At 59.7% G+C, this 21,301-nt stretch carries 22 protein-coding genes; 11 read left to right on the top strand and 11 right to left on the bottom strand.

Features of this window, described 5'->3' with window-relative positions; translation table 11 throughout:
* Nucleotides 1–38 precede the first annotated feature (38 nt).
* The 6 genes from WFM45_RS07865 (at nucleotide 39) to WFM45_RS07840 (ending at nucleotide 6,406) form a co-directional block, all read left to right on the top strand.
* A complete protein-coding gene (locus WFM45_RS07865) occupies nucleotides 39–926 on the top strand; it encodes a LysR family transcriptional regulator (protein ID WP_260953852.1) in 888 nt (295 codons plus the stop codon).
* Nucleotides 927–1,151: 225 nt separating this feature from the next.
* On the top strand, nucleotides 1,152–2,456 hold the full coding sequence (locus tag WFM45_RS07860) for an MmgE/PrpD family protein (RefSeq protein WP_060559644.1): 1,305 nt from the start codon (nucleotides 1,152–1,154) through the stop codon (nucleotides 2,454–2,456).
* A gap of 19 nt (nucleotides 2,457–2,475) precedes the next feature.
* Complete coding sequence (locus tag WFM45_RS07855) at nucleotides 2,476–3,813, top strand: LLM class flavin-dependent oxidoreductase (RefSeq protein ID WP_336955007.1); 1,338 nt, start codon at nucleotides 2,476–2,478, stop codon at nucleotides 3,811–3,813.
* Nucleotides 3,814–3,831: 18 nt separating this feature from the next.
* Nucleotides 3,832–4,746: an ABC transporter substrate-binding protein gene (locus WFM45_RS07850; RefSeq protein ID WP_082997654.1), complete on the top strand. Its 915-nt coding sequence runs from the start codon at nucleotides 3,832–3,834 to the stop codon at nucleotides 4,744–4,746.
* Nucleotides 4,743–5,648, top strand: coding sequence for an amino acid ABC transporter permease (locus WFM45_RS07845; RefSeq protein WP_021504568.1), 906 nt, complete (start codon nucleotides 4,743–4,745; stop codon nucleotides 5,646–5,648). The genes WFM45_RS07850 and WFM45_RS07845 overlap by 4 nt, the downstream gene beginning before the upstream one ends.
* A complete protein-coding gene (locus WFM45_RS07840) occupies nucleotides 5,645–6,406 on the top strand; it encodes an amino acid ABC transporter ATP-binding protein (RefSeq protein WP_004940693.1) in 762 nt (253 codons plus the stop codon). The genes WFM45_RS07845 and WFM45_RS07840 overlap by 4 nt, the downstream gene beginning before the upstream one ends.
* A gap of 39 nt (nucleotides 6,407–6,445) precedes the next feature.
* On the opposite strand, the gene WFM45_RS07835 is transcribed toward WFM45_RS07840, so the two are convergent.
* The 3 genes from WFM45_RS07835 to WFM45_RS07825 all read right to left on the bottom strand — a co-directional run bounded on the left by WFM45_RS07835 (nucleotide 6,446) and on the right by WFM45_RS07825 (nucleotide 7,774).
* The gene (locus tag WFM45_RS07835; protein WP_004940695.1) at nucleotides 6,446–6,583 is read right to left on the bottom strand and encodes an AcrZ family multidrug efflux pump-associated protein; all 138 of its coding nucleotides are present in this window, start codon (nucleotides 6,581–6,583) and stop codon (nucleotides 6,446–6,448) included.
* Nucleotides 6,584–6,776: 193 nt separating this feature from the next.
* A complete protein-coding gene (locus WFM45_RS07830) occupies nucleotides 6,777–7,247 on the bottom strand; it encodes an Rrf2 family transcriptional regulator (protein WP_004940698.1) in 471 nt (156 codons plus the stop codon).
* 131 nt (nucleotides 7,248–7,378) lie between these two features.
* Complete coding sequence (locus tag WFM45_RS07825) at nucleotides 7,379–7,774, bottom strand: DUF427 domain-containing protein (protein WP_049277765.1); 396 nt, start codon at nucleotides 7,772–7,774, stop codon at nucleotides 7,379–7,381.
* 230 nt (nucleotides 7,775–8,004) lie between these two features.
* On the opposite strand from WFM45_RS07825, the gene osmB reads away from it, so the two are divergent.
* On the top strand, nucleotides 8,005–8,217 hold the full coding sequence (gene osmB / locus WFM45_RS07820; RefSeq protein ID WP_004940700.1) for an osmotically-inducible lipoprotein OsmB: 213 nt from the start codon (nucleotides 8,005–8,007) through the stop codon (nucleotides 8,215–8,217).
* 153 nt (nucleotides 8,218–8,370) lie between these two features.
* Here osmB and WFM45_RS07815 read toward each other — a convergent pair whose 3' ends face one another.
* Entirely contained in the window at nucleotides 8,371–9,996 is a 1,626-nt protein-coding gene (locus WFM45_RS07815) for a methyl-accepting chemotaxis protein (RefSeq protein ID WP_103686716.1), read from the bottom strand.
* A 335-nt stretch (nucleotides 9,997–10,331) separates the two neighbouring features.
* Between WFM45_RS07815 and WFM45_RS07810 the strand changes: the two genes are divergently transcribed.
* Both WFM45_RS07810 and WFM45_RS07805 read left to right on the top strand, forming a co-directional pair.
* The gene (locus tag WFM45_RS07810) at nucleotides 10,332–11,570 is read left to right on the top strand and encodes a hypothetical protein (RefSeq protein WP_277496870.1); all 1,239 of its coding nucleotides are present in this window, start codon (nucleotides 10,332–10,334) and stop codon (nucleotides 11,568–11,570) included.
* 46 nt (nucleotides 11,571–11,616) lie between these two features.
* Nucleotides 11,617–12,015 (top strand): hypothetical protein, encoded by a 399-nt coding sequence (locus tag WFM45_RS07805; protein ID WP_021504564.1) that lies wholly within the window; start codon nucleotides 11,617–11,619, stop codon nucleotides 12,013–12,015.
* A gap of 6 nt (nucleotides 12,016–12,021) precedes the next feature.
* On the opposite strand, the gene WFM45_RS07800 is transcribed toward WFM45_RS07805, so the two are convergent.
* Together WFM45_RS07800 and mrdA are read right to left on the bottom strand one after the other, a co-directional pair.
* The gene (locus WFM45_RS07800; RefSeq protein ID WP_021504563.1) at nucleotides 12,022–13,740 is read right to left on the bottom strand and encodes a penicillin-binding transpeptidase domain-containing protein; all 1,719 of its coding nucleotides are present in this window, start codon (nucleotides 13,738–13,740) and stop codon (nucleotides 12,022–12,024) included.
* 107 nt (nucleotides 13,741–13,847) lie between these two features.
* Nucleotides 13,848–15,773: a penicillin-binding protein 2 gene (mrdA, locus tag WFM45_RS07795; protein ID WP_044031276.1), complete on the bottom strand. Its 1,926-nt coding sequence runs from the start codon at nucleotides 15,771–15,773 to the stop codon at nucleotides 13,848–13,850.
* Nucleotides 15,774–16,067: 294 nt separating this feature from the next.
* On the opposite strand from mrdA, the gene WFM45_RS07790 reads away from it, so the two are divergent.
* Nucleotides 16,068–16,349 (top strand): YjcB family protein, encoded by a 282-nt coding sequence (locus WFM45_RS07790; RefSeq protein ID WP_004940713.1) that lies wholly within the window; start codon nucleotides 16,068–16,070, stop codon nucleotides 16,347–16,349.
* A 37-nt stretch (nucleotides 16,350–16,386) separates the two neighbouring features.
* Here WFM45_RS07790 and WFM45_RS07785 read toward each other — a convergent pair whose 3' ends face one another.
* The 3 genes from WFM45_RS07785 to WFM45_RS07775 all read right to left on the bottom strand — a co-directional run bounded on the left by WFM45_RS07785 (nucleotide 16,387) and on the right by WFM45_RS07775 (nucleotide 18,514).
* A complete protein-coding gene (locus WFM45_RS07785; protein WP_015377827.1) occupies nucleotides 16,387–16,836 on the bottom strand; it encodes a MarR family winged helix-turn-helix transcriptional regulator in 450 nt (149 codons plus the stop codon).
* Nucleotides 16,837–16,928: 92 nt separating this feature from the next.
* Nucleotides 16,929–17,945, bottom strand: a complete 1,017-nt coding sequence (locus WFM45_RS07780) for an FUSC family protein (protein WP_336955001.1) — start codon at nucleotides 17,943–17,945, stop codon at nucleotides 16,929–16,931.
* On the bottom strand, nucleotides 17,942–18,514 hold the full coding sequence (locus WFM45_RS07775; RefSeq protein WP_033633093.1) for an isochorismatase family cysteine hydrolase: 573 nt from the start codon (nucleotides 18,512–18,514) through the stop codon (nucleotides 17,942–17,944). Before WFM45_RS07775 ends, WFM45_RS07780 begins: the two co-directional genes overlap by 4 nt.
* A gap of 255 nt (nucleotides 18,515–18,769) precedes the next feature.
* Here WFM45_RS07775 and WFM45_RS07770 point away from each other — a divergent pair, with 255 nt between their 5' ends.
* On the top strand, nucleotides 18,770–19,969 hold the full coding sequence (locus tag WFM45_RS07770; RefSeq protein ID WP_004940721.1) for a multidrug efflux MFS transporter: 1,200 nt from the start codon (nucleotides 18,770–18,772) through the stop codon (nucleotides 19,967–19,969).
* A 171-nt stretch (nucleotides 19,970–20,140) separates the two neighbouring features.
* Here the strand turns inward: WFM45_RS07770 and WFM45_RS07765 are convergent, their stop codons facing one another.
* Together WFM45_RS07765 and WFM45_RS07760 are read right to left on the bottom strand one after the other, a co-directional pair.
* A complete protein-coding gene (locus WFM45_RS07765) occupies nucleotides 20,141–20,632 on the bottom strand; it encodes a nuclear transport factor 2 family protein (RefSeq protein ID WP_021504558.1) in 492 nt (163 codons plus the stop codon).
* A 9-nt stretch (nucleotides 20,633–20,641) separates the two neighbouring features.
* Nucleotides 20,642–21,094, bottom strand: a complete 453-nt coding sequence (locus WFM45_RS07760) for a MoaF-related domain-containing protein (protein WP_336955000.1) — start codon at nucleotides 21,092–21,094, stop codon at nucleotides 20,642–20,644.
* Nucleotides 21,095–21,301: the final 207 nt, after the last annotated feature.

Here is a 21,301-nt window from a genome sequence, read left to right as displayed (position 1 = left end):
TTTCATAGCGGACACTCAAGTCCGCAATGGGGCAAGCAATGGATAATCTGTCTGGGGTGAACGTCTTTGTGCAGGTCGCGGAGACGCTGAGTTTCGTAGAGGCCGGGCGCGTGCTCGGCATTTCCGCTTCCGCAGTGGGGAAAAGCGTCGCCCGCCTGGAAAATCGGCTGGGCGCGCGTCTGTTCCACCGCAGCACGCGCAGCATGACGCTGACCGCAGAAGGCCGGCTGTTTCTGCACCGCTGCCAGCGCATTCTCGGGGAATTGGCGGCGGCGGAACGGGAAATCAGCGATACGCACAGCGCGCCGCGCGGCAAGCTGCGTGTCAGTTTGCCGCTGGTGGGCGGCCTGCTGAATCCGGTGCTGGCGGAATTTGTCCGGCGTTACCCGGAGATTGAGCTGGAAACCGATTTTTCCGACCGTCGAGTCGCGGTGATCGAAGAAGGGTTCGATGCGGTGATCCGCGTGGGCGATACCGAGGATTCTCGCTTAATGAGCCGCCAACTGGGCACGTTTCACCTACAGCTGGTGGCGGCGCCAGAGTATCTGCGCCGAGCGGGAATACCCCGCCAACCGGCAGAACTGCGCGATCACGCCTGCCTGTTATACAGATTCCCCACCACCGGCAAAGTCGAGACCTGGCCGGTGGCGGGCGGAGATAAACTGCTCGACGAAGGCCTGGGCAAGCGCACGGTATGCAACACCGTCGACACGCTGATTTACCTGGCGGAACAGGGCCTGGGCATCGCCTGCTTGCCCGATTTCGCGGTGCGAGAGGCGCTGGAGCGTCGGCGGCTCCAACCGGTGCTTGGCGACCACTGCCGACACAGTGGCAGTCTCAAAATTCTCTGGCCTTCAAGCAAACATCTTACACCGCGTCTCAGGGCATTTATCGACATCATGAGCGTTCGCCTTTTCTCGGCCTGAGTCCTCTATCGTGCTAGAGCAAATTCAGCTTTGCTTTGCACAAAAATAGCTAAGGCGCAGCCTGCCGCGCCTGCCAGCAGCTCTGACGGCGGCGCAGTGCCGTCGTTATATTCCATTCAGAGATATGGAAGCGCCGTTCGTTCTTTCGGGACAACGAAAATCGCCACACAATACCTTTCACCCCGCACTCGTGCATAACCGTATATAAATTCAGGTGTTAACGCCTTGTCATTACCGATAACCGCCCAATTCGCCCATCTGATATTGAACAGCCAGCCGGATGAAAACGCCCTGTCAGCCGCTCGCCGCGGCGTGAAAGATTACTTCGCCTGCGCGCTGCCGATTGCCCGCGGGGCGTTGAGCGATGCCGGTCTGGCAGCGATCGGTAAGACGTTTCCGCCGAACGGCAGCGAGAACCGCGCACTGCGCTATGGCTATGTCAGCCACGCGTTGGACTTCGATGATTACCATCCTGCGCTGCGTGGCCATCCGAGCACCGTAGTGCTCTCAGCCCTGCTGGCGCTGAACGGTGAGAGTGACAATGTCACTGAGCTGTTAACCGCCTATGTCATCGGCGTAGAGGCCGCTGGCCGGCTGGGATTGGCCGCTGGCACGCAACATTACGCGCTGGGTTTTCACAGCACCGCCACCCTGGGCGCGGTCGCCGCCTGCGCCGCCGTGGCGCGTTATCTGCAGCTTGACCAGCGGCAGACGCAGATTGCTCTGGGCCTGGCGGCCACGCAGGCAGCGGGCCTGCGCAGCCAGTTCGGTTCGGCGGCCAAACCGCTGCATGCCGGGTTGGCGGCACGCAACGCGGTCAACGCCGCCCTGCTGGCTCAGGCCGGTTTCATCGGCCAACCGGAGGGCGTGCTGGACAGCCTGCTGACTTCCCACGGCGGCGGCCGGCAAAAACCGGAATGCCTGACCGCCGGCTGGGGCACGCCCTGGCGCATCCTGCAGCCGGGGCTGGAGTTCAAGCGGTACCCGACTTGCGGTGGCACTCACAGCGCGGCCGAGGCGGCGCTCGCCCTGCGCGCGCGGCTGCTGGCACAAGGCGACGCCCTTGCGGAGATCGCACAGGTTGAGGTCAGTTTTCCGCCCGGCGCAGATACTGCGCCCTTTATTCGCCAACCGGCCACCGGTGTGGAAGCGCGCTTTAGCCTCGAATACGTCATCGCCGATGCGCTATACCACGGCGAGGTCCCGCTGACGCATTACGGCGAGCAGCCTGTCGATGCGGCTATCGCCGCCCTGGCGGCAAAAGTTGAGCGTCATGCCGATCCCGCAGCCCCGCCGGACGCGCTCGATCCGGAGATGCGCTTCCATCGCCTGACCCTGACGCTGCAGGACGGGAGGCAAATAAGTGACATAGTCACAAGAAAGCAAACCGCCGCCCGGCCGACAGACCTCGACGCCAAGCTGCGCGCCATTCTGCAGCTGCTTCCGGGCCTCGAAGGCGAGAGCGTTATCCGCGACTGCGCCCTTATGTCCCCTGGCGCGCTGCCGCGACTGATTGCATTGTTAAATTAATAATAAAACAGGAATAATTATGAGTACTTCACCTTCAACACCATCGCGCCAACTCCGTCTCGGCCTGTTCGTTCAGGCGCTGGGGCACCACATCGGGGGATGGCGCGCAGAAGGCGCCAGCGGTTCACCGACCGATATCGACTGGTTCACCTGGATCGCAAAAAAAGCCGAAGAAGGCACCTTCGATATGTTCTTCGTCGGCGACGCGTTGGCAACCAGCGTGCACCGCCTGCCCTCGACGATGTCACGCCTGGAGCCGCTGACGCTGCTCGCGGCGCTGGCGGTCAACACCCGCCATATCGGGCTGGCGGCGACCGCCTCCACCACGTTCGATCAACCCTTCCACCTGGCACGCGCCATGGCCTCCATCGACCATATCAGCCACGGCCGCGCCGCCTGGAACGTGGTGACCTCTTTCTCCAGCGATGCGGCGCGCAACTTCAGCCGTGAAGATCTGCCGTCGCACGCCGAACGCTATGAAGTGGCGCGGGAATTCCTCGAGGCCAGCTACAAACTGTGGGACGGCTGGGAAAAAGACGCCATCGTGCGCGACAAGCAAAATGGCGTGTACGCCATCGACGAGAAAATCCACGCCGCCAACCATAAGGGCAAGCATTTCTCGGTGCAGGGCCCGCTGAACATTTCCCGCTCGCCGCAAGGACGGCCGGTGATCATTGAGGCCGGCTCTTCCCCGGCCGGCCAGCAGCTGGCGGCGGAAACCGCCGAAGTGGTGTTCACCGCCGCCGCCAGCCTGGAAGAAGGACAAGCTTTCTACCGCAGTCAGAAAAAATACGTGGCCGACGCCGGCCGCAACCCGAACCACCTGCTGATCCTGCCAGGTGTGATGCCGATTGTCGGGCGTACCAAAGAAGAAGCGCAGGAAACCTGGTATCAGCTGAATCAACTGGTGGATATCGATAACGGCATTGAGCAGCTGTCGGCGCGCTTTGGTTTCGATTTGAGCGATTATCCGCTGGACGGCCCGGTGCCGAACGTGGGCGCCACCGAAGGCGGCCAAAGCCGCGTGAAACTGCTGACCGATCTGGCCGCGCGGGAAAACCTGACGCTGCGTGAGCTGGCGGCCGTCGCGGCCGGTTCACGCGGCCACCGCGTGGTGGTAGGCACCGCCGAAGAGATCGCCGACGACTTCCAGCTGTGGCTGGAACAGCAAGGCGCAGACGGCTTCAACATCATGCCGGCGGTATTGCCCAACCAGCTGGAACTGTTCGTCGAGCTGGTGATCCCGGAGCTGCGTCGCCGTGGCCTGTTCCGTGAAGAGTATCAGCATGCAACCCTGCGTGAAAACCTGGGTCTGCCGGAACCGGCAATCAACTTCGCTAACGTAAAATCGGCTTAATTCCGCAGGGAAATCATGATGAAAACCACATTCAAACGCACCGTACTGTCCCTGCTGTTGGCTTCCTCCACGCTGGCGCCGTTGGCAGCCGGTCATGCCGCTGAAGGCGATGTTCCCTTCAAGGCTGCGGTGAAAGCTGCCGCCGATCCCGCGCTGCACGACAGCCTGCCTGAAGCGATCAAAAAGGCCGGCTATATCGTTGCCGGCACCAACCCGAACACCCCGCCGACCACCTTTTACCAGGCGGACAATAAAACGCTGGCCGGGCGTGAAATCGACGTGATGAGCGCGATTGCCGATCGCCTGGGCGTGGCGATCCACTGGAAGGACACCGGCGGCTTCGACAACATCATCCCCGGCCTGAAGTCCGGCCGTTATGACGTCGCGCTGGCCAACATTGACGCCAACAAAAAGCGCTTCCAACAGGTGGACTTCGTCGGCTATTACAACGCTTCCAAGCTGGCCTTGATCGCCCGCAAAGATGCCGCGCTAGGCCCTTACACCGAGCTGGCGCAGCTGTGCGGCCAGACCGTCGGCGCCGGCGCAGGCACCTCGCAGATCACCCGCCTGCAGCAGGCCAGCGATCAATGCGTCGCCGCCGGCAAGCCGGCCATCACCATGCCGATCTTCCCGGACCGCCCGGCCGGAGTGCAAGCGGTGATCAGCGGCCGCGTACCGATGTTTTTCGGCCCGTATGAAGGGTTGCGCTACCAGGCCACCCACGTTAAACCGCTGACGCTGGCCGGTGATATCAACATTGACGGCACCACGGTGGCCATCGCCCTGCCGAAAGGCTCCGAACTGGTGAAACCGGTGCAGGCGGCGCTGAATTCTCTGATCGCCGACGGTAGTTACCAGAAAATCCTCGACGGCTGGGATATCGGTTTTGGTGCAGTGAAAACCGCCGGCATCAATGAAGAGATCGCCAAATGAGTGGGCAACACCCTGTCGACGACGCGGAACTGAGCATCGTCGGCCATCGGCATTACGGGCGCTGGCTCAGCGCCCTGGTTGTGCTGTTGATCGTCGGCGTTATCATCAATTCCATGCTGCACAACCCGCGCTTTGAATGGGCGGTGGTGGCGGAAAACCTGACCGAGGCTTCCATCCTCAACGGCGTGCTCATGACGCTTAAGCTGACGGTGATTTCGGTGGTGTTCGGCTTCGCCGGTGGCGTGCTGCTGGCGCTGATGCGCCTGTCGGCCAATCCGGTATTGGTTGCGGTAAGCTGGTTCTACACCTGGTTCTTCCGTGCGGTGCCGATGCTGGTGCAGCTGTTCCTTTGGTACAACATCGCCGCGCTTTATCCGCGCATCAGCCTGTGGATCCCGTTTCTTGGAGAAGTCGCCAGCGCGCCGACCAATACCCTTATCAGCACCTTCAGCGCGGCGGTGATCGCGCTGGTGATGCATCAGTCGGCCTATGCGGCGGAGATCGTGCGCGCAGGCATCCAAAGCGTCGGCAGCGGCCAGCTGGAAGCCGCCAAAGCGCTGGGATACCGTCGTGGGCAAATCCTGTGGCGCGTGGTATTGCCGCAGGCGATGCGCACCATCCTGCCGCCGGCGGGCAATGAGGTGATCGGGCAGTTGAAAACCACCGCGGTGGTGTCGGTGATTGCCCTGCAGGACGTGCTGTATTCGGCGCAGATCATTTACCAACGCACCTACGAGGTCATCCCGCTGCTGCTGGTCGCCACCCTGTGGTATCTGGCCATGACTTCGATTCTGTCGATTGGCCAATACTACGTGGAGCGCTATTTTGGCCGCGGCACGCAGGCAACGCGCCGCGGCGGGTTCTTCCTCAACCGCAAAGCCCCTCAGGGAGGTGAACAATGAGCGCATCCATCCACATCAACCGGGTGCGGAAATCCTTTTCCGGCACCGACGTGTTGAAAAACATCAGCCTGACCATCCCGGCAGGCTCGGTGACGGTGATCCTCGGCCCTTCCGGCTCCGGCAAATCCACCCTGTTGCGCTGCATCAACCACCTGGAAAAGCTGGACGGCGGCACCATTCGCGTTGGCGAACAGCTGATCGGCTATCGTCAAAAAGGTCGGCATCTGTACGAGCTGAAAGAAGCCGAGGTGGCCGAACAGCGTAAAAGCATCGGCATGGTATTTCAGCAGTTCAACTTGTTTGCGCACCGCACCGTGTTGCAAAACGTCAGCGACGCGCCGCTGCGGGTGAAAAAGGAAAAAAAAGCCGAGGTGCAGGAACGGGCGAAGCAGCTGCTGGCCCGCGTCGGGCTGGAACATCGCATCAACGCCTGGCCGCGAGAACTGTCCGGCGGCCAGCAACAGCGCGTCGCCATCGCCCGCGCGCTGGCGATGAACCCGCAGGTGTTACTGTTTGATGAACCGACCTCCGCCCTCGATCCTGAATTGGTTGGCGAAGTGCTGCAGGTGATGAAAGACTTGGCGCATTCGGGCATGACCATGGTGGTGGTCACGCACGAAATCGGCTTCGCCCGCGAAGTGGCCGACCAGATTGTCTTTATGGATCAGGGAAAGGTGGTTGAAACGGGCAGCGTGCAGCAGGTTCTGGATGCGCCGGGACATGAGAGGACGCGCAACTTCCTGGCGACGGTATTGTAGTCCTGCGTCAGGGGGCGTTGCGTCCCCTGACGTTCAAATTCAGCCGTTATTTTTGCGGCCGATAGCGGAAAAGACGTTAAACACTTCACCCAAGCCGTAAATCGCGCCGAGCAAGACGGCCACCATTACCGGCACCAGGACCACCACGGTGGCCAAGCTTTCAAGCATTTCTAACATCGTTCTCTCCTGGTTTATAAGCACAGCGAATCTGCGCCGGAAGAAAAGGTTTCCGGCCAATCGATCGATTATCGTGGGGAGGCAGTCTAAAACGTGAGCCACATCACACTTGATGCGAGCTAATGTAACTTACACAATTACATTAACGCAATGCAAAAAATGCTCTGCGGGAAGACGGAATTGGCGTGGGTTTTTATTGCGTATCCGCTTGATATTGCGCTGAACAAGGGACAAAAGGATAGCCGGCTTGCCGCTCGACCTGCCCGGCCATTTCGGCGATGCTGGTTTGCGCCAGGCTGGCCTCCAGCGCGTGACCAACGCGCGCAAACTCTTGCTCCAGCACCGGAGTAATCGCGTGGCCGATATAACACGCATCGTTAGGCCGGGCGCGGTGCAGCATGAAATAGGGTTGATCCTCCACCGCGCGATACACGTCCAGCAGCGAGATCGCTTCTGCCGGCCGCGCCAGCAGCGCCCCGCCGCCTTGCCCCATCTGCGAATAGGTCAGCCCGGCCTCCGCCAGCGCGCCGAGGATCCGCCGCACCACCGTCGGGTTGGTGTTGACGCTGCGCGCGATATCTTCGGAACGCACCGTCTGGCCACGACACAGCGTGATGTTGGTCAGGATATGGATGGCAACGGCAAATCGCGTAGAGGTAGACACCTTGGCACCTGCTCAGAGTTTCGTTTATGTCGGATTAAAACATAAGGAAAGCGTATCAGTTTCCAGTAATACACATAATGAGTAGGGATAAGCGGAATGTCAACCTGCCCCCGCCCGGCGGCGGCGGCAGGTCAGGCTTCAGTACTGATTTCTGTCACTTTGTCGGGATAAAATGCCAGATAATCCTTGATCGCCACCACGGCGTTGTAAGGCATTTCATAGCTCCAGGCCGTATTGGCCCCCTGTGCGCCGTTCAGCGTGAAGGTGAAATAACTGCAGTCGCCCTTATACGGGCAGTAGCTGACGTGCTCGTTTTTCTGCAACAGCGCCATATTCACGTCCTCACGCGGAAAGTAAAACACCGGCGGATAGGTAGCTTCCTGCAGGATGAGCGCATTGCGACTGTCGGCCAGGGTTTTCCCGGCAGCACGCACCACGACCCGCGTCGGATGACGGGTCAAGGTGATCGGGTGATCCGGGCCGGGGATTTTCACCGGTTTGCCGGACGCGGAAACGAGATCGGACATGGCGGCCTCCAGAGTATGTGCCCCGCCCCCGCGAGGCGTCTTCCCAGTATAGACCAGCGGTTTTGTCGGTGGCCGCACATTCGGCGAGCAATCGCTTTTCACCGCCGCAAAATTAAGAATTTTTACCTGTTCGATTTTCTTTCGGAGGAATACATTCATCCCAACTTCTACCGGTGGGTTAATCGGATTATTTTTAATCCATTAATCAGCCAATTTACCAGGAACTGATTATGAATATTAAACGTGCCGCAGGTGTGTTGGTGGTGGTGATGGCGACGCTTTCCGTTACCGCATGTGGGCATATGTCCAATCGCGATCGCAACACGGCGATCGGCGCTGGCGTCGGCGCGGTCGGCGGCGCAGTGCTGACCGACGGCAGCACGCTGGGCACCCTCGGCGGCGCAGCGCTGGGCGGCATTATCGGCCACCAGACCAGCCGTTAATCCTCCCGTTAAAATAATCTCTGCAGGCCGGCGCTTTTTTAATCCATAAGCGCCGGCCTGTTTTTATTTATCGAAATAACGTCCCTCAGCACAGGGAAATAATGAATAACATTAAACGCAGCGTTATTATTCATTAACCCGCGTCAGGGTTATTTATTGCACCGGCAGCCTGAAGCGCGCCATCGCTTTATCCAATCGTTCCGACTCCCCCTGCAGCAACTGCGAAGCCTCGGTCACCGCGCTCACCACGGCGCCGGTTTGCTGCGCCACCTGATTCAGCGCGGTGATGCGCGCCGTCACGTCCTGGATGCTCTCCCCTTGATTGAACGACGCCAGCGAGATTTCCCCCATCAGCGCACTGCATTTGTTCACCAGATCGATAATTTTGCGCAGGTTGCCCGTCAGCCGTTCGACCGCCTGCGAACCTTGATCGATTTGCTGCAATGAGCGACCGATCAACTGCTGAATATCGCGCGTCGAATGGCTGCTCTTTTGCGCCAGCAAGCCCACTTCTTTAGCCACGATGGCGAAACCGCGGCCGTGAACGCCGGCGTGCGCGGCCTCGATCGCCGCATTCAACGCCAGAATATGGGTCTGAAACGCCACGCTGTCGATCAGCGCGACAATGCCGCGCATCTCAGCCGATTGGTTGACGATCCCGTGCATCGAAACATTGACGGTTTGCATCATCTGCTCACCGGCGCCGGCGCACTGCCGGGCCTGTTCGGTTCGTTGGCTGGCCTGCTGCGCGTATTGGCCGTTTTCTTCCACCCGCGCCGCCAACTGCTGCACGTGCTCGGTCGCCAACTGCAGTTCCCCGTTCTGCTTCGCCGACTGTGCCGTCAACTGTCGATTGCCGTCCGCCAGCCGCTCGACGCCGTTCAGGATCCCGCTCGCCGCATCGCGCACCTCGCTTACCAGGCGCTGCAGACCGCCCTGCATGTGGCCAATGCTGGTTTGCAGCTGACGCATCTCGCGGTTCAACGCCCGCTCAGGCGGCAGCGGCCGCGAAAGATCGCCGGCGGCCAGCACGTTGAGGTGGACAATTGCCCGCTGCAGCGGCGCTATCACCCAGCGGGCGACGCCGAACCACACCCCCACGGCGATCAGCGCCAGCGCGGCCAATGCGCCAAGCGCAAAGGTATTGGCCTGCTCCAGCGCCGCCAATTGCCGCACGTTGACGTCATTGCCATGCTGTTCGTTCAGCGCCTGATAAGCGAGGTACTTTTCGTTGAAATCCGCCTGAAACGCCTGGATCGGCACGGCGAAAAACGCATCGATGCTGGCGCTGCTTTGCAACCCTTGCGCCTGTTCCTTCAGGCCGTCATAGAACAGGCGATAACTGTCTTTCAGGGCGCCCGCCGCTTCGGGCGCAGCCGCGCTCAAGCGCTCGAACCGGGCAAAGGCCTGCTTTGAAGCCTCCAACGCCGCCAACGATTCATCCAGCAGGCTATGCCAACTGCCGTCGGAGCCGGTGACTTTGTCCTGCAGATAATAGATGCCCGCACGGTTCAGGGTGTCGCTGGCCGTCAGCAGCGACAGTCTGGCGCGATCCATCGTCGCCTGCTGGCGATGCAACCCGTCTCCCGTCACCAGGTTAACCTTGGCGTCGTGCAGAATAGTGGAAATAAATACGGTGGAAAACAATTGCAGCAGAGAAAATAGCGCAATAACGCAAATTACGCCGCCTAATAAGCCCATGCTCTTGCCGATGCCAAACGCGTGCGGCAGCGCTGCCGCAGGTTTTACCCGGCGGCCAAGTGTCAGTTTTATGTTCATGATTTTTAGTCAGTAATGCCAGAATGCCGCGAGTCTAACGCGCATTTATGACACGACTATTTCAGCCTGCTTTGGGTCGCCCCCGCAAACCAGGGCGACCCAATAATCGGAATTTCTCGTCAACGCTAATTTTTATTTCTTGACTTGTTCAATACCGGATTTATAGTTTTCCCATTAAACAAGAAACAAAGTTTCATATATTAACCGGAAATGAATTTAATATATGAAACGCACAATGAAACGTCTCAAATATAAAACAAACGAGCAACAGCGCCTTATTCACAGGTAAACCCCGCTCGTCTTAATAAAAACCAAACATTCACCAGGGGCAAAGCATGCGCAAGATCACCCTTTGTTTTTTTCTTGTTTCACCAGTGAGTTACGCGACTACCGTCGCATTGCCCAGCGACGCTGCTGCCACCGTGGCGCCGGTAAAAAAAAACCGCCCGGCCTTTCCGCATATTCATTGGCAAAGCGAGGATAATAAAAAGAATATTGATATCGGCGGCGCGCTGCGCGCCAATTATCGCTATGAAGACTGGCGCAGCAGCAATTATCGGCATCCGCCGCATTTACGCTTTGACGCCTTTCGCATCGATGCCGCCGGCCAGATAAACGACGCGTTTTTCGATAGCGGATTCTGGTTTCAGGATCGGCGCAAATACGCCATCGACCGCGCCTATGTCGGCTACCACCTGTCTGAGCGCTCCACCGTGCAGTTGGGCGCGCCGTTCAAACCGTTCGGCCTGATGCCCTATCCGCAGTTCGGCTGGTCGTACGGCATTCCGTTTTACCTCGGCTTTGGCGTCAACACCGGGCTCGGCGCCAAGTACCAATACCAACGGGGCGATTGGGCCTTTGACGCCGCCTACTACCCGCGCATGATGCCGACCGGCGTGCGTTACGCCCCCGACGTCGCCAGCTACGACGATCTGAAGAACACCAACTTTGCCTCACAGCATCTGCAGCGCAACGAAAAACGCGATCAGGTAAACCTACGGCTGACGCGGGCTTTCCACCAGGGCGGCTGGGACAATGAGCTCGGCGGTTCGCTGGCGGCCTCGCGGCTCTACAACCAGGCGACCGGCGATAACGGCAGCTTCTGGGCGGCGGGCCTGCATACGCTGGTGAATCGGGATGCCTGGCATCTGTCCGGCCAGGTGATCCGCTACGGTTACGACGCCAAAGGCCCGGCCGGCGCCAGCAATTCGGTGATCCTGATGGGCGGCAACGGCCTGACGCCGGCCTATCTGATCCCGTCGCAGGCCACCACTGCCGCCATCAACCTGGCGCGCGACGTCGAGGTGCCCTGGGGACCGGTGAAAAAGCTACGCTTCTACAACGACTACAGCGTGCTCTGGAAGGACAGGCACGGCGGCTCCGACTCCAAAATGAATACGCTCGGGGTACAGGTGTTCGCCATGCCGGTGATGCTGTGGGTGGATCTGACCTGGGCGCAGAACGCCAATCCGTGGGGCGGCGTGGAAAACGCCACCGGCTGGACCGGCACCCAGTCCTCCGGCAGCAATAAATGGTATTTTCGCACCAACGTAAACATCGGTTACTACTTCTGAGCGCGGCGGGATCTACACTGAAGTATCGCCGTCAACCGGAGAAATCATGATGCTGAGCGCGCAAACGCTGCATGTCGCCATCAACCGCCCCTGTGACGAGGTGTACGCCTTTCTCAGCCGCCCGGAAAACTTCCCGTTGTGGGCCAAAGGATTAGCCAATAGCTTACGGCGGGAAGGTGAAGATTGGATGGCGGAGACCCCGCAGGGGCGGATCCGCATTCGATTTAGCGCGCCCAATGCCTTCGGCGTGCTGGATCATTGGGTGACGCTGCCGGACGGCGGCGTAGTCTACGTGCCGCTGCGCGCGCTCGCCAACCGACAAGGCGCCGAGGTGATCTTCACCCTGTTCCGCCAGCCGGACATGGACGACGCGCTGTTCGCCCGCGACGTCGGGCTGGTGAACGCCGATCTGCAGGCGCTGAAGCGCCTGCTGGAATCGCGCTAATCCCCCTTACCCCTTGACCGACGACACCACGTTAAGCGGCTGGGCATCCGGCAGAATATTCATGTGCTCCAGCACCTGGGCCATGATCTTGCCGAACACCGGCCCGGCCACCGAACCGCCGAAGTGCTTGCCGGCTTTCGGGTTGTTGACCATCACCACCAGCGCCACCTGCGGATCGCTGGCCGGCGCCACGCCGGCGGTGTAGTTGATGTAGCCGCCGTCGTATTTGCCGCTCGGGCCCATTTTCTCGGCGGTACCGGTTTTGATCGCCAGCCGGTAGCCCGGCACTGCGGCGCTCACCCCGCTGCCGCCCGGCAAGGCGTCGCTCTCCATCATATGCACCACGGCCCGAACCGTATCCGCCGGCAGAATACGTTGCCCCATCACCGGCGGCGTCACCTTGGTGATCGACAGCGGCCGATAAATGCCGAAGGAACCGATCGCGGCATACTCGCGCGCCATCTGCAGCGGCGTCACGCGCAGCCCATAGCCGAAGGAGAAGGTAGCGCGTTCGATATCGGCCCAGCGTTCGCGATGCTGCGGCAAGTAGCCGCTGCTCTCGTTGCCGATGCCGAGCTCGGTCGGTCGCCCCAGGCCAAAGCTGCGGTAGACCGCCGGCAGCACCGTGGCCGGCAGCGCCAGCGCAATGTGCGATACCGCGATGTCGCTCGATTTTTGCAGCACACCGGTGATGGTCAGTTTCGACCAATGGCCGACGTCTTTGATCAGGTGACCGTTCACCCGATACGGCGTAGTGTCCAGCACCGTATCCGGCCGGATCAGCTTATGCTCCAGCCCCACCATTACCACCACCGGTTTCACCGTCGAGCCCGGTTCGAAGCTGTCGCTGCTGCACACGTTGCGAATATCCTTCGCCGGGGTGCTGCCATAGTTGTTCGGGTTGAACGACGGGTAGCTGGCCATGCCGAGGACCTCGCCGGTGTCGATCTTGACCAGCACCGCACAGCCGGAGTCGGCCTGGTTAGCCACCACGCCGTCGCGGATCTGCGCATAGAGCACGTACTGAATAAATTTATCGATGCTGAGCGTCACGTTCGGCGGCGGCACCGGATCCACGCTTTTAAGCACGCCGATCACCGCGCCGCTGCCGTCCTTCTGATAGACCCGCAGGCCGTTTTTGCCCTGCAACAGCGGGTTGAAACCCAGCTCAATGCCCTCCAGCCCCTGATTGTCCTGGCCGACGATGCCGATCAGCCCGGCGGCGTCCTGGCCCATCGGATAAAAGCGGCTGAAATCCTGCTCGGTGCTGACGCCGGTCAGATGCAGTTTGCTGATGTAGGCGGCGTTATCGTCCTCTACCTTGCGAGCGAGGTAGACAAAACGTTTGCGCGCGTTGCTCTGGATCAGGTGCTGGATGTCCGCCAGCGGGATCTTCAGCACGTTGGCCATGCTCTGCCAGCGTTCGTTGCCGGTATCGGTCTGGGTATCGAGAATATGCTTCGGATCCAGCACGATGTCTTTGGACGACACGCTGACCGCCAGCGCCTCATCGTTGCGATCGGTGATCATGGCGCGGTTGGTCGGCACCACCTGGGTGCGGATCGAACGTTGGTCAGCCTGATTGGCCAACTGCTGGTGTTCCAGCAGTTGCAGGTAGCCGACCCTGAACGCCAACAGAAAAAAACAGACCAGCATGCCGGCGCAAATCCAGCCGAAACGAACTGTGGAATAGGTTTTACCGCTCTTTTTGGTCGATGGCGCCACTGTTGTGTTAACCCTACGTTTTTATTCAGTTTATGGTGTTATTTCAGTCTACCTTGCCGGAAATGGTCAGGAGATTGCAGTTTGTAAGAAAGTAAAAACAAACCGCATCACCGTTGCACATCCGCGCTGTCGTTTAACTGCGGTTTACTTTGCGGCGTATCGCCGGGCTGCGGCGCGTTGGCCGGGTCAAAAATGTGGTCGAGGATCGCGCGCGCGGTCGGCCCCGCCACCACGCCGTCGCCACCGCCGTTTTCCAGGATCAGCGCCATCGCCACCCGGGGATTTTTGTAGGGCGCAAACAGCGTATAAAAGATGTGATCGCGCAGCCGCACCGGGATCATTTTGGCGTTGTAAGTCTGGTTTTGCTTCAGGCTGAACACTTGCGAGGTGCCGGATTTGGCGGCGATCTGATACGGCGCGGTGTGGAACAGCTTGTAACCGGTGCCGTTCGGCAAGTTGGCCATGCCGTACATACCGTTGCGCACGATGCCCCAGTAAGGCGAGTTGGGATCGCCGATCTGCGCCGTTTGCGCCGGCGGCTGGTAGCGCGTCACCCGGTTGCCCTGCTGCAGCGAATATAACAGATGCGGCGTTTTCACCCGGCCGTTGTTGAGCAGCGTGCTCAAGGCTTTCACCATCTGGATCGGCGTCGCCACCCAATACCCCTGGCCGATGCCCACCGAGACCGTATCCCCCTGATACCAGCCCTTTTTGTGCACCTTCAGTTTCCAGTCGCGGCTCGGCAGCACGCCGCGGTACTCTTCGTTCAGATCGATGCCGGTCGACTGGCCATAACCGAACTGGCTCAGCCAGTGGTGAATGCGATCGATGCCCATCTCATAGGCCACCTGATAAAAGAAGGTATCGGCGGACTCTTCAATCGCTTTGGTGACGTTGAGCATGCCGTGGCCGGTTTTCAGCCAGTCGCGGTAGCGCCGCTCGGTGCCGGGCAGCGTCCAGGTCGGCGCGCCGAAAAAGGTGGTGGTGGGCGTGATCACCCCGGCGAACAGCGCCGAAACGGCCATGTAGGGCTTCACCGTGGAAGCCGGCGGGTACAACCCCTGGGTAACGCGGTTGATGAGCGGCAGATCCGGGTTGCCCAGCAGCGCCTTATAGGCCTGATAGCCGATGCCTTTGACGAAGGGATTAGGATCGTAACTGGGGCTGGAGACCATCGCCAGAATGCCGCCGTCGCGCGGATCTTCCACCACCACCGCGGCGCGTTGCCCCTTCAGCACCGATTCGATGTACTGCTGCAGCGGCAGATCCAGCGTCAGGTAAATGTTTTTGCCGGCCTTCGGCGGCTGCTCCTTCAGCAAGCGGATCACCCGCCCATGGTTATCCACCTCCACCTCCTGATAGCCGGTGGTGCCGTGCAGTTCTGACTCATAATAGGCTTCGATGCCCTGTTTGCCGATGTTGCGGTCGGCGGCATAGTTCTCGCTCAGGCCGGCCTTGTCCAGGCGCTTGAGATCGCTGTCGTTGATCTTCGACACATAGCCCAGCACGTGCGCCAGCTGGGCGCCGTAAGGATATTCACGCTGCTGATAGGTATCGATGGTCACCCCGTCGAAACGGTATTGATTGACGGCAAAGCGCGCCACCTCAGTGTCGCTCAGCCCGGTTTTTAGCGTCACCGGCTTGTAGCGGCTGTTGTGGTGCATATCGTCGCGAAACGCGCTGATGTCTTCCGGCGTCAGATCGACGATCGGCGTCAGCGCCTGCAGCAGCGCCGCCATGTCGGTGATTTTGCTGGGCGTGATTTCGACACGATACAGTGTCACGTTTCGCACCAGCGGAGTGCCATTGCGATCGAAGATTAACCCGCGGCTGGGGGCGAGCGGCAGCATCTTGATGTCGTTCTGGTTGGAACGCGTCTGGTAAAAGCCGTGCTGGCGGATTTGCAGCCGGTAGAGGTTAACGATCAGCGCGCCGAAGCAGACCACCACCAGCGCCAGCGCTACGCCTGCCCGGCGGATAAACAGCCTCTCTTCCGCAGAGTGGTCGCGAATTTTTTCTTTTAACAGGGCCATGCGGTGCCGGTACCTTTTGCGTCACATTTCCCCGTAAAATCAGGGAACTGAAAAGCCGGCAAGCATAGCGTTATCGAGCGCGCCGCCCCATGAAAAGGTTGCTAATGAAATGGCATAACTGTTTCAGCATATTGGAATGTTACCGTCGGCGTTTTTTTCACCGCGCGCCCCATTGAGCCGTCGTTCGCCCCAATGCTACAATGTGATCTGAATCACATTATTCCCGTTATTCCCCCGCATTTCCCTGTCGGCGCCCTGCCGGATGCGGCTTTTTGTTACATAGGATCGAGTTCGATGAGTACCATTGCCACCGGTTTAGTCATGATGCGCTGGGAGTTGCTGAGCGCCGTGATGATGTTCTTCGCCAGCCAGTTAAACGTCGTTTGCCGTAAAACCAGCCGCAACGGCATGGCGTTCATGTTCAGCAGCCTGGGCCTGTTTACCGCCTGCTGGTTCGTGATGGGCCTGATGGGCATCCACCTCACCCTGGAAGCCTTCACCCAATTCTGGTCATCGGCCTGGGATCGCTACGTGGACGTCGTCAGCACCATGCCGGCCGATTGGCCGATGCCGTAACCTCGCTGTACGGGCGGCGCATCTGCCGCCCCGCCGATTATTCCGCGTCCGTTGACGGCGCCGCCGCCAGCCGCGCCATCAACGCCCCCGCTTCGATCAGCTGCGCCTGTTCTTGCTCCGTTAAACAGCTTTCCATCGCCGCCAGCAGCCACGCCTCGCGCCGGGTGCGGCTTTGCTGCAACAGGCCCAGCCCGGCGGGCGTCAGGCGCACCCGCACCCGGCGTTTGTCTTCAGCATCCGGCGTGCGCACCAGCAGCCCATCGGCCTCCAGCTCCCGTAAGGCGGCCGCCAGGTTAGAGGAACGCATGCGCTCCGACTCCGCCAGCAGCGACGGCGTCGCCTCGCCGCCGTGACGATCGATAGCTCCCAGCAGCATCAGCTGGGCCCAGGATTTTTCGTCGCTGCGCGACTCGCGCCGCAAACGGCGCACCAGCGACATTAATTGCGTGCGCAGCAGCGTCACGTCTTCAGGATGATCTTTTTTCATTGGCATCAATAGATAACGATAGATTTGTCCGTACTTTCACACCGAGACCGGAAACGGTCAACCGAAATTGGCGGACGAAATATGCCAGCTCGCTATTGGCGGGTGCCGGCGTTGAGCGGCAACACCGCATGCACCGCCAAAGCGAACAGCAGACCGATGCCACCGCCCAGCAACACATTGACCACCCTTTCTGCGGCGATCGACGGCGCTTTTCCTGCAATCACCAACGCGCAGGCGATGCAGGCGCAACGGGCGCCAAACCCCAAGGTATAACGATGAAAAGACACCAGGGTGAGCATCGTCACCACGCTCAGCAGTTCATAACCCACATTGCCATGCGGCATGAGGCTACCCAGCAAAATACCGACGGGCACGCCCAGCAATGCGCCTGACGCACGCTGGCGGAGTTTGTTGCGCGTAGCGGCCATATCGCCGCTGATCACGCTGACGGCCGACCAGATCACCCATTGCCCGTAATCGAGGTGTTGCCACTCAACGATCGCCGCCGACAGTGCAACGGCACAACTTACGGCGAGCAAAGCCTCGCCGCAGGCCACGCGAGCGCCAAGCTCATCGCTGCGGCGCAGCTGGAGATAATGATGCAGGCTGTCACTCGTCGACAACCACGCTAGCCGCCGGTGCTCCGCCAGTGCAAGCATCAGCACCGGCAAGACGGCTGCCTCCAGAAAAGGGAGCAGCGCCCAGCCGCATTGGGCTAATGGCGCGCCGGCGCCACCTTCAGCGGTTTCACACGCCAGATAAAGAGCCGGAATAAAAATAAAATTCCCCAGGGATCGCAGCTTGCCGCCGAACGCGGAGATCCCAACCGCCGCCGCCGCTGCCAACACGCACGCCAAAATGAAGATTACCGGCGTGTGCATGGCGCACAGCAGCGCCATAAAAAGCAGCAGCAATGCCGCCGCATGCAGCGCCACGCCGAGCGGCGCCAGTTCAAGACGCTCGCAAACGACAAACAGCGATATGGTGACCACCGAAGCCTTCAGCCAGTTGGCATTGCCTGTCGCCAGGCTCAGGGCCAGCAACGGCGCCAACACCCATGCTCCCCGTCGCAGCTGACGCCAGGCGATTTCTTCACGCAGCAGCTTCACAATGCGCTCAGCTGTTCCAGCGTGACGATATCGGCAATAGTGGCAAGCGTTTCCATCGAGATCCGGTGCTCTTCCGCCGTGGCCGCCGCGCAAGCCTCTTCCAGTATCAGCACCTGATAATCGCGATCGTGCGCGTCGCGCGCCGTCGCCTGTACCGCCCAGGTGCTGCTGACCCCACAGATCACCAACCGTTCAATGCGGCGGGCGCGCAGCGTCGCATCCAGATTGGTGCCATAAAACGCGCTGACGCGCGGTTTTACGATGGTTAACTCCCCCAAATCAGACGCTAAATCAGGATGAAAATCCGTGCCCGGCTGGCCCAGTGCGATAGCGCCAAATTGATGCGCCTGCCCAAACATCCGCGAGTATTTGGGTTGATCGACATAGCCGGCCGCGAAACCGACTTTAACCAATATGCGCAGCCAATCCTTGCGCTGTGCGAGAGACAATGCGCTATTTGCCCGCGCGATGGCATCGCGCTCGATGACCTGCTGCGCCGAGCGCGCAATTTTTCCTTCCGGGTGGGAGATATCCACGATGTAATCCAGAGCGATCAGTGCGGTATTCATAGAAAGCGTCTCCTTGCCGCCGACACGGCGAAATGGGTAGAGAGAGTGTGGCGCCGCCGAATTGTTGAGCGGCTTGGTGGAGTAGCTTAAAATAAATACCTATGATGATATAGCTATTATTTTATAGCGAAATGTAACAACGCCGCCGACGGGCTTTACGTTTTCTCACGCATTTCCCCCGCGCCGGCCAGTTCGCGGTGTTATTATTACCTTGCTTAACAAATCCCTCCAAATTCAAAGTGGTACGACAAGTCGATGGAAGCGTGGAAAGTCAATCTGATCTCGGTCTGGCTCGGGTGTTTCTTCACCGGGCTGGCGATGAGCCAAATCCTCCCTTTTCTGCCGCTGTACGTCGAACAGCTCGGCGTCAGCGATCATCAGTCCCTCAGCCTGTGGTCCGGGCTGGTGTTCAGCGGCACCTTTTTGGTCTCGGCGGTGGTGTCGCCGCTGTGGGGCAGCCTCGCCGACCGCAAAGGCCGCAAGCTGATGCTGCTGCGCGCTTCGCTGGGCATGGCGATCGTCATCGCCCTGCAGGGGCTGGCCACCAACGTCTGGCAACTGTTCGCGCTGCGCGCCCTGATGGGGCTGACGTCCGGCTATATTCCCAACGCCATGGCGCTGGTCGCCTCGCAGGCGCCGCGCGATAAAAGCGGCTGGGCGCTGGGCACGCTATCTACCGGGCAGATCTCCGGCGTGATCGCCGGGCCGCTGCTGGGTGGGCTGATGGCCGACCATTTGGGGCTGCGGGTGGTGTTTTTTGTCACCGCCGGGCTGATGTTCGTCAGCTTCCTGGTGACGCTGTTCCTGATTAAAGAACGGCGCATCACGGTGAAAAAAGCGGATCAGCTGAGCGGCAAGGCGGTGTTCCGTTCGCTGCCTTATCCGACGCTGATCGTCACCCTGTTCGTTTGTACCCTGATGATCCAGCTGGCTAACTCCTCCATCAGCCCGATCCTGACGCTGTTCATCCGCGAACTGTCGGGCGACGTCAGCAATATCGCCTTTGTCAGCGGCATGATCGCCGCCGTGCCCGGCATTGCGGCGCTGATCTCGGCGCCACGCCTCGGGCGGCTCGGCGATCGCATCGGCACCGCGCGCATCCTGATCGCCGCGCTGCTGTTCACCACCGGCCTGTTCGCCGTGATGGCCTGGGTGAATACGCCGCTGCAGCTGGGCATTCTGCGCTTCCTGCTGGGGTTCGCCGACGGCGCGCTGATGCCGGCGGTGCAGGCGCTGCTGCTGAAGTATTCCTCCGATCAGGTGACCGGGCGCATCTTCGGCTATAACCAATCCTTTATGTACCTGGGCAACGTGGTTGGCCCGCTGCTGGGATCGGGCATTTCGGCGATGATGGGGTTCCGCTGGGTGTTCGCCGTCACGGCGGTATTGGTGCTTTGCAATGCGCTGCAGCTGCGGCATCAGTTCAAAAAAGTGGAAAATCAACGCGCGGGATAACGAGGAATGTGGGGAAACGCCTCAAGCAGTGGCGGGACAATGACGCCCATCAACCGTACCACCACTGCCAAAGGCGGCCGTAGCCTACTCGACGCGGCGGTCATTTCCTATTTATGTAAGTAAATAAAGTGTTGCGGGCATGTAGAGGGCCGCCGCAGCGGCCCTTGCGGATCAGAACATGGTATTGTCGTTGGCCGATTTTTCCGGCACATCCTGATTGACGTCCCAATGCTCGGTGATTTTACCCTGATCGTTCACCCGATAAATATCCACGCTGGCGGTGCCGCGATCCTGCGGGTTATTTTGGTATTGGACGTGAACGTAGACCAGATCGCCGTTGACCGCGCTGCGGTATATTTTGGCGCTGTACTGCGGATTGTCTTTGAAGGTCTGGCTGAAGAAATCCAGGAACGGCTTGATGCCGTCGCCGACGAACGGGTTATGCTGCTTGTAGTTCTCCACAATCAGCTTTTGCGCCACGCTGATGTCATGACGGTTGAAAAAGCCCGCATACAGATCTTCCACCACCTTCAGCTTCTGCTGGGCATGATGATAACCGCCCTTGCCGGCCGATTTGTAAGACGCCGCCTGATCCGTTGACAGCGCCGGGTAACTCGCCAGCAAACCGCCGACGATCGCACAGGTGATCAATGCCTTTTTCATAACTGCTCCTTAGTTTCCTGAGTGACCTACGATTTTCAGCTGCCCTTTCAGATGGGTGAAGCTGCCGTCCCTGGCGGCGATGTTGGTGTATACCTCGCCGCGCTCAAAGTCCTCGACATGCGTCACGTTGTCGCCGGACTGTGGTTCATGCCAATAGACCATGTAGACCTTCGGCCGAATCTCCACCGCGGTGTACTGCACGGTATCGGTGATGCCCTGCGACGCTTCGCCGATACCGGTGAAGATCATGGTCTTGTCATCGGTAAAATCCAGCTTGAAGGCGAAATCGCCGAAGGTCACCTGCACCACTTTACCGACCGCAATAAACTGCCCGTGTTTTTCCGTCATCGTCGCCGCCTTACTGTTTGTCAGGGTGGTTTGCGCCGCCAAAGCGGCAGGCAATGCCAGGGGGAAAGTCAGGGCTATCGCCAGCGCGATGCCCGTTCGTTTCACTGTTTTCATCGTTCCTTCTCCTTTCCGTGGTTGAAAACGAGAATCATTATTATTTCTTAACGGTTGGCGGAAATATAAGAATAATCTCTATTCCTATCAGGCACCTGGCGGCGAAAAAAGCAGGCGAAAAATCGCCGTAAAATGGCATAGCAATAGCGCGTTCTGGCCATTGGTTTTTACGCAATGAACGGAATTACTGCTTTCAGGAAGGGAAAC

The sequence above is a fragment of the Serratia sp. KG1D genome, assembly GCF_037150675.1.
Taxonomy (GTDB): Bacteria; Pseudomonadota; Gammaproteobacteria; order Enterobacterales; family Enterobacteriaceae; genus Serratia; species Serratia nematodiphila.
The sequence above is the reverse complement of the archived record's forward strand: the minus strand, read 5'-3'. Positions and strand labels throughout refer to the sequence as shown.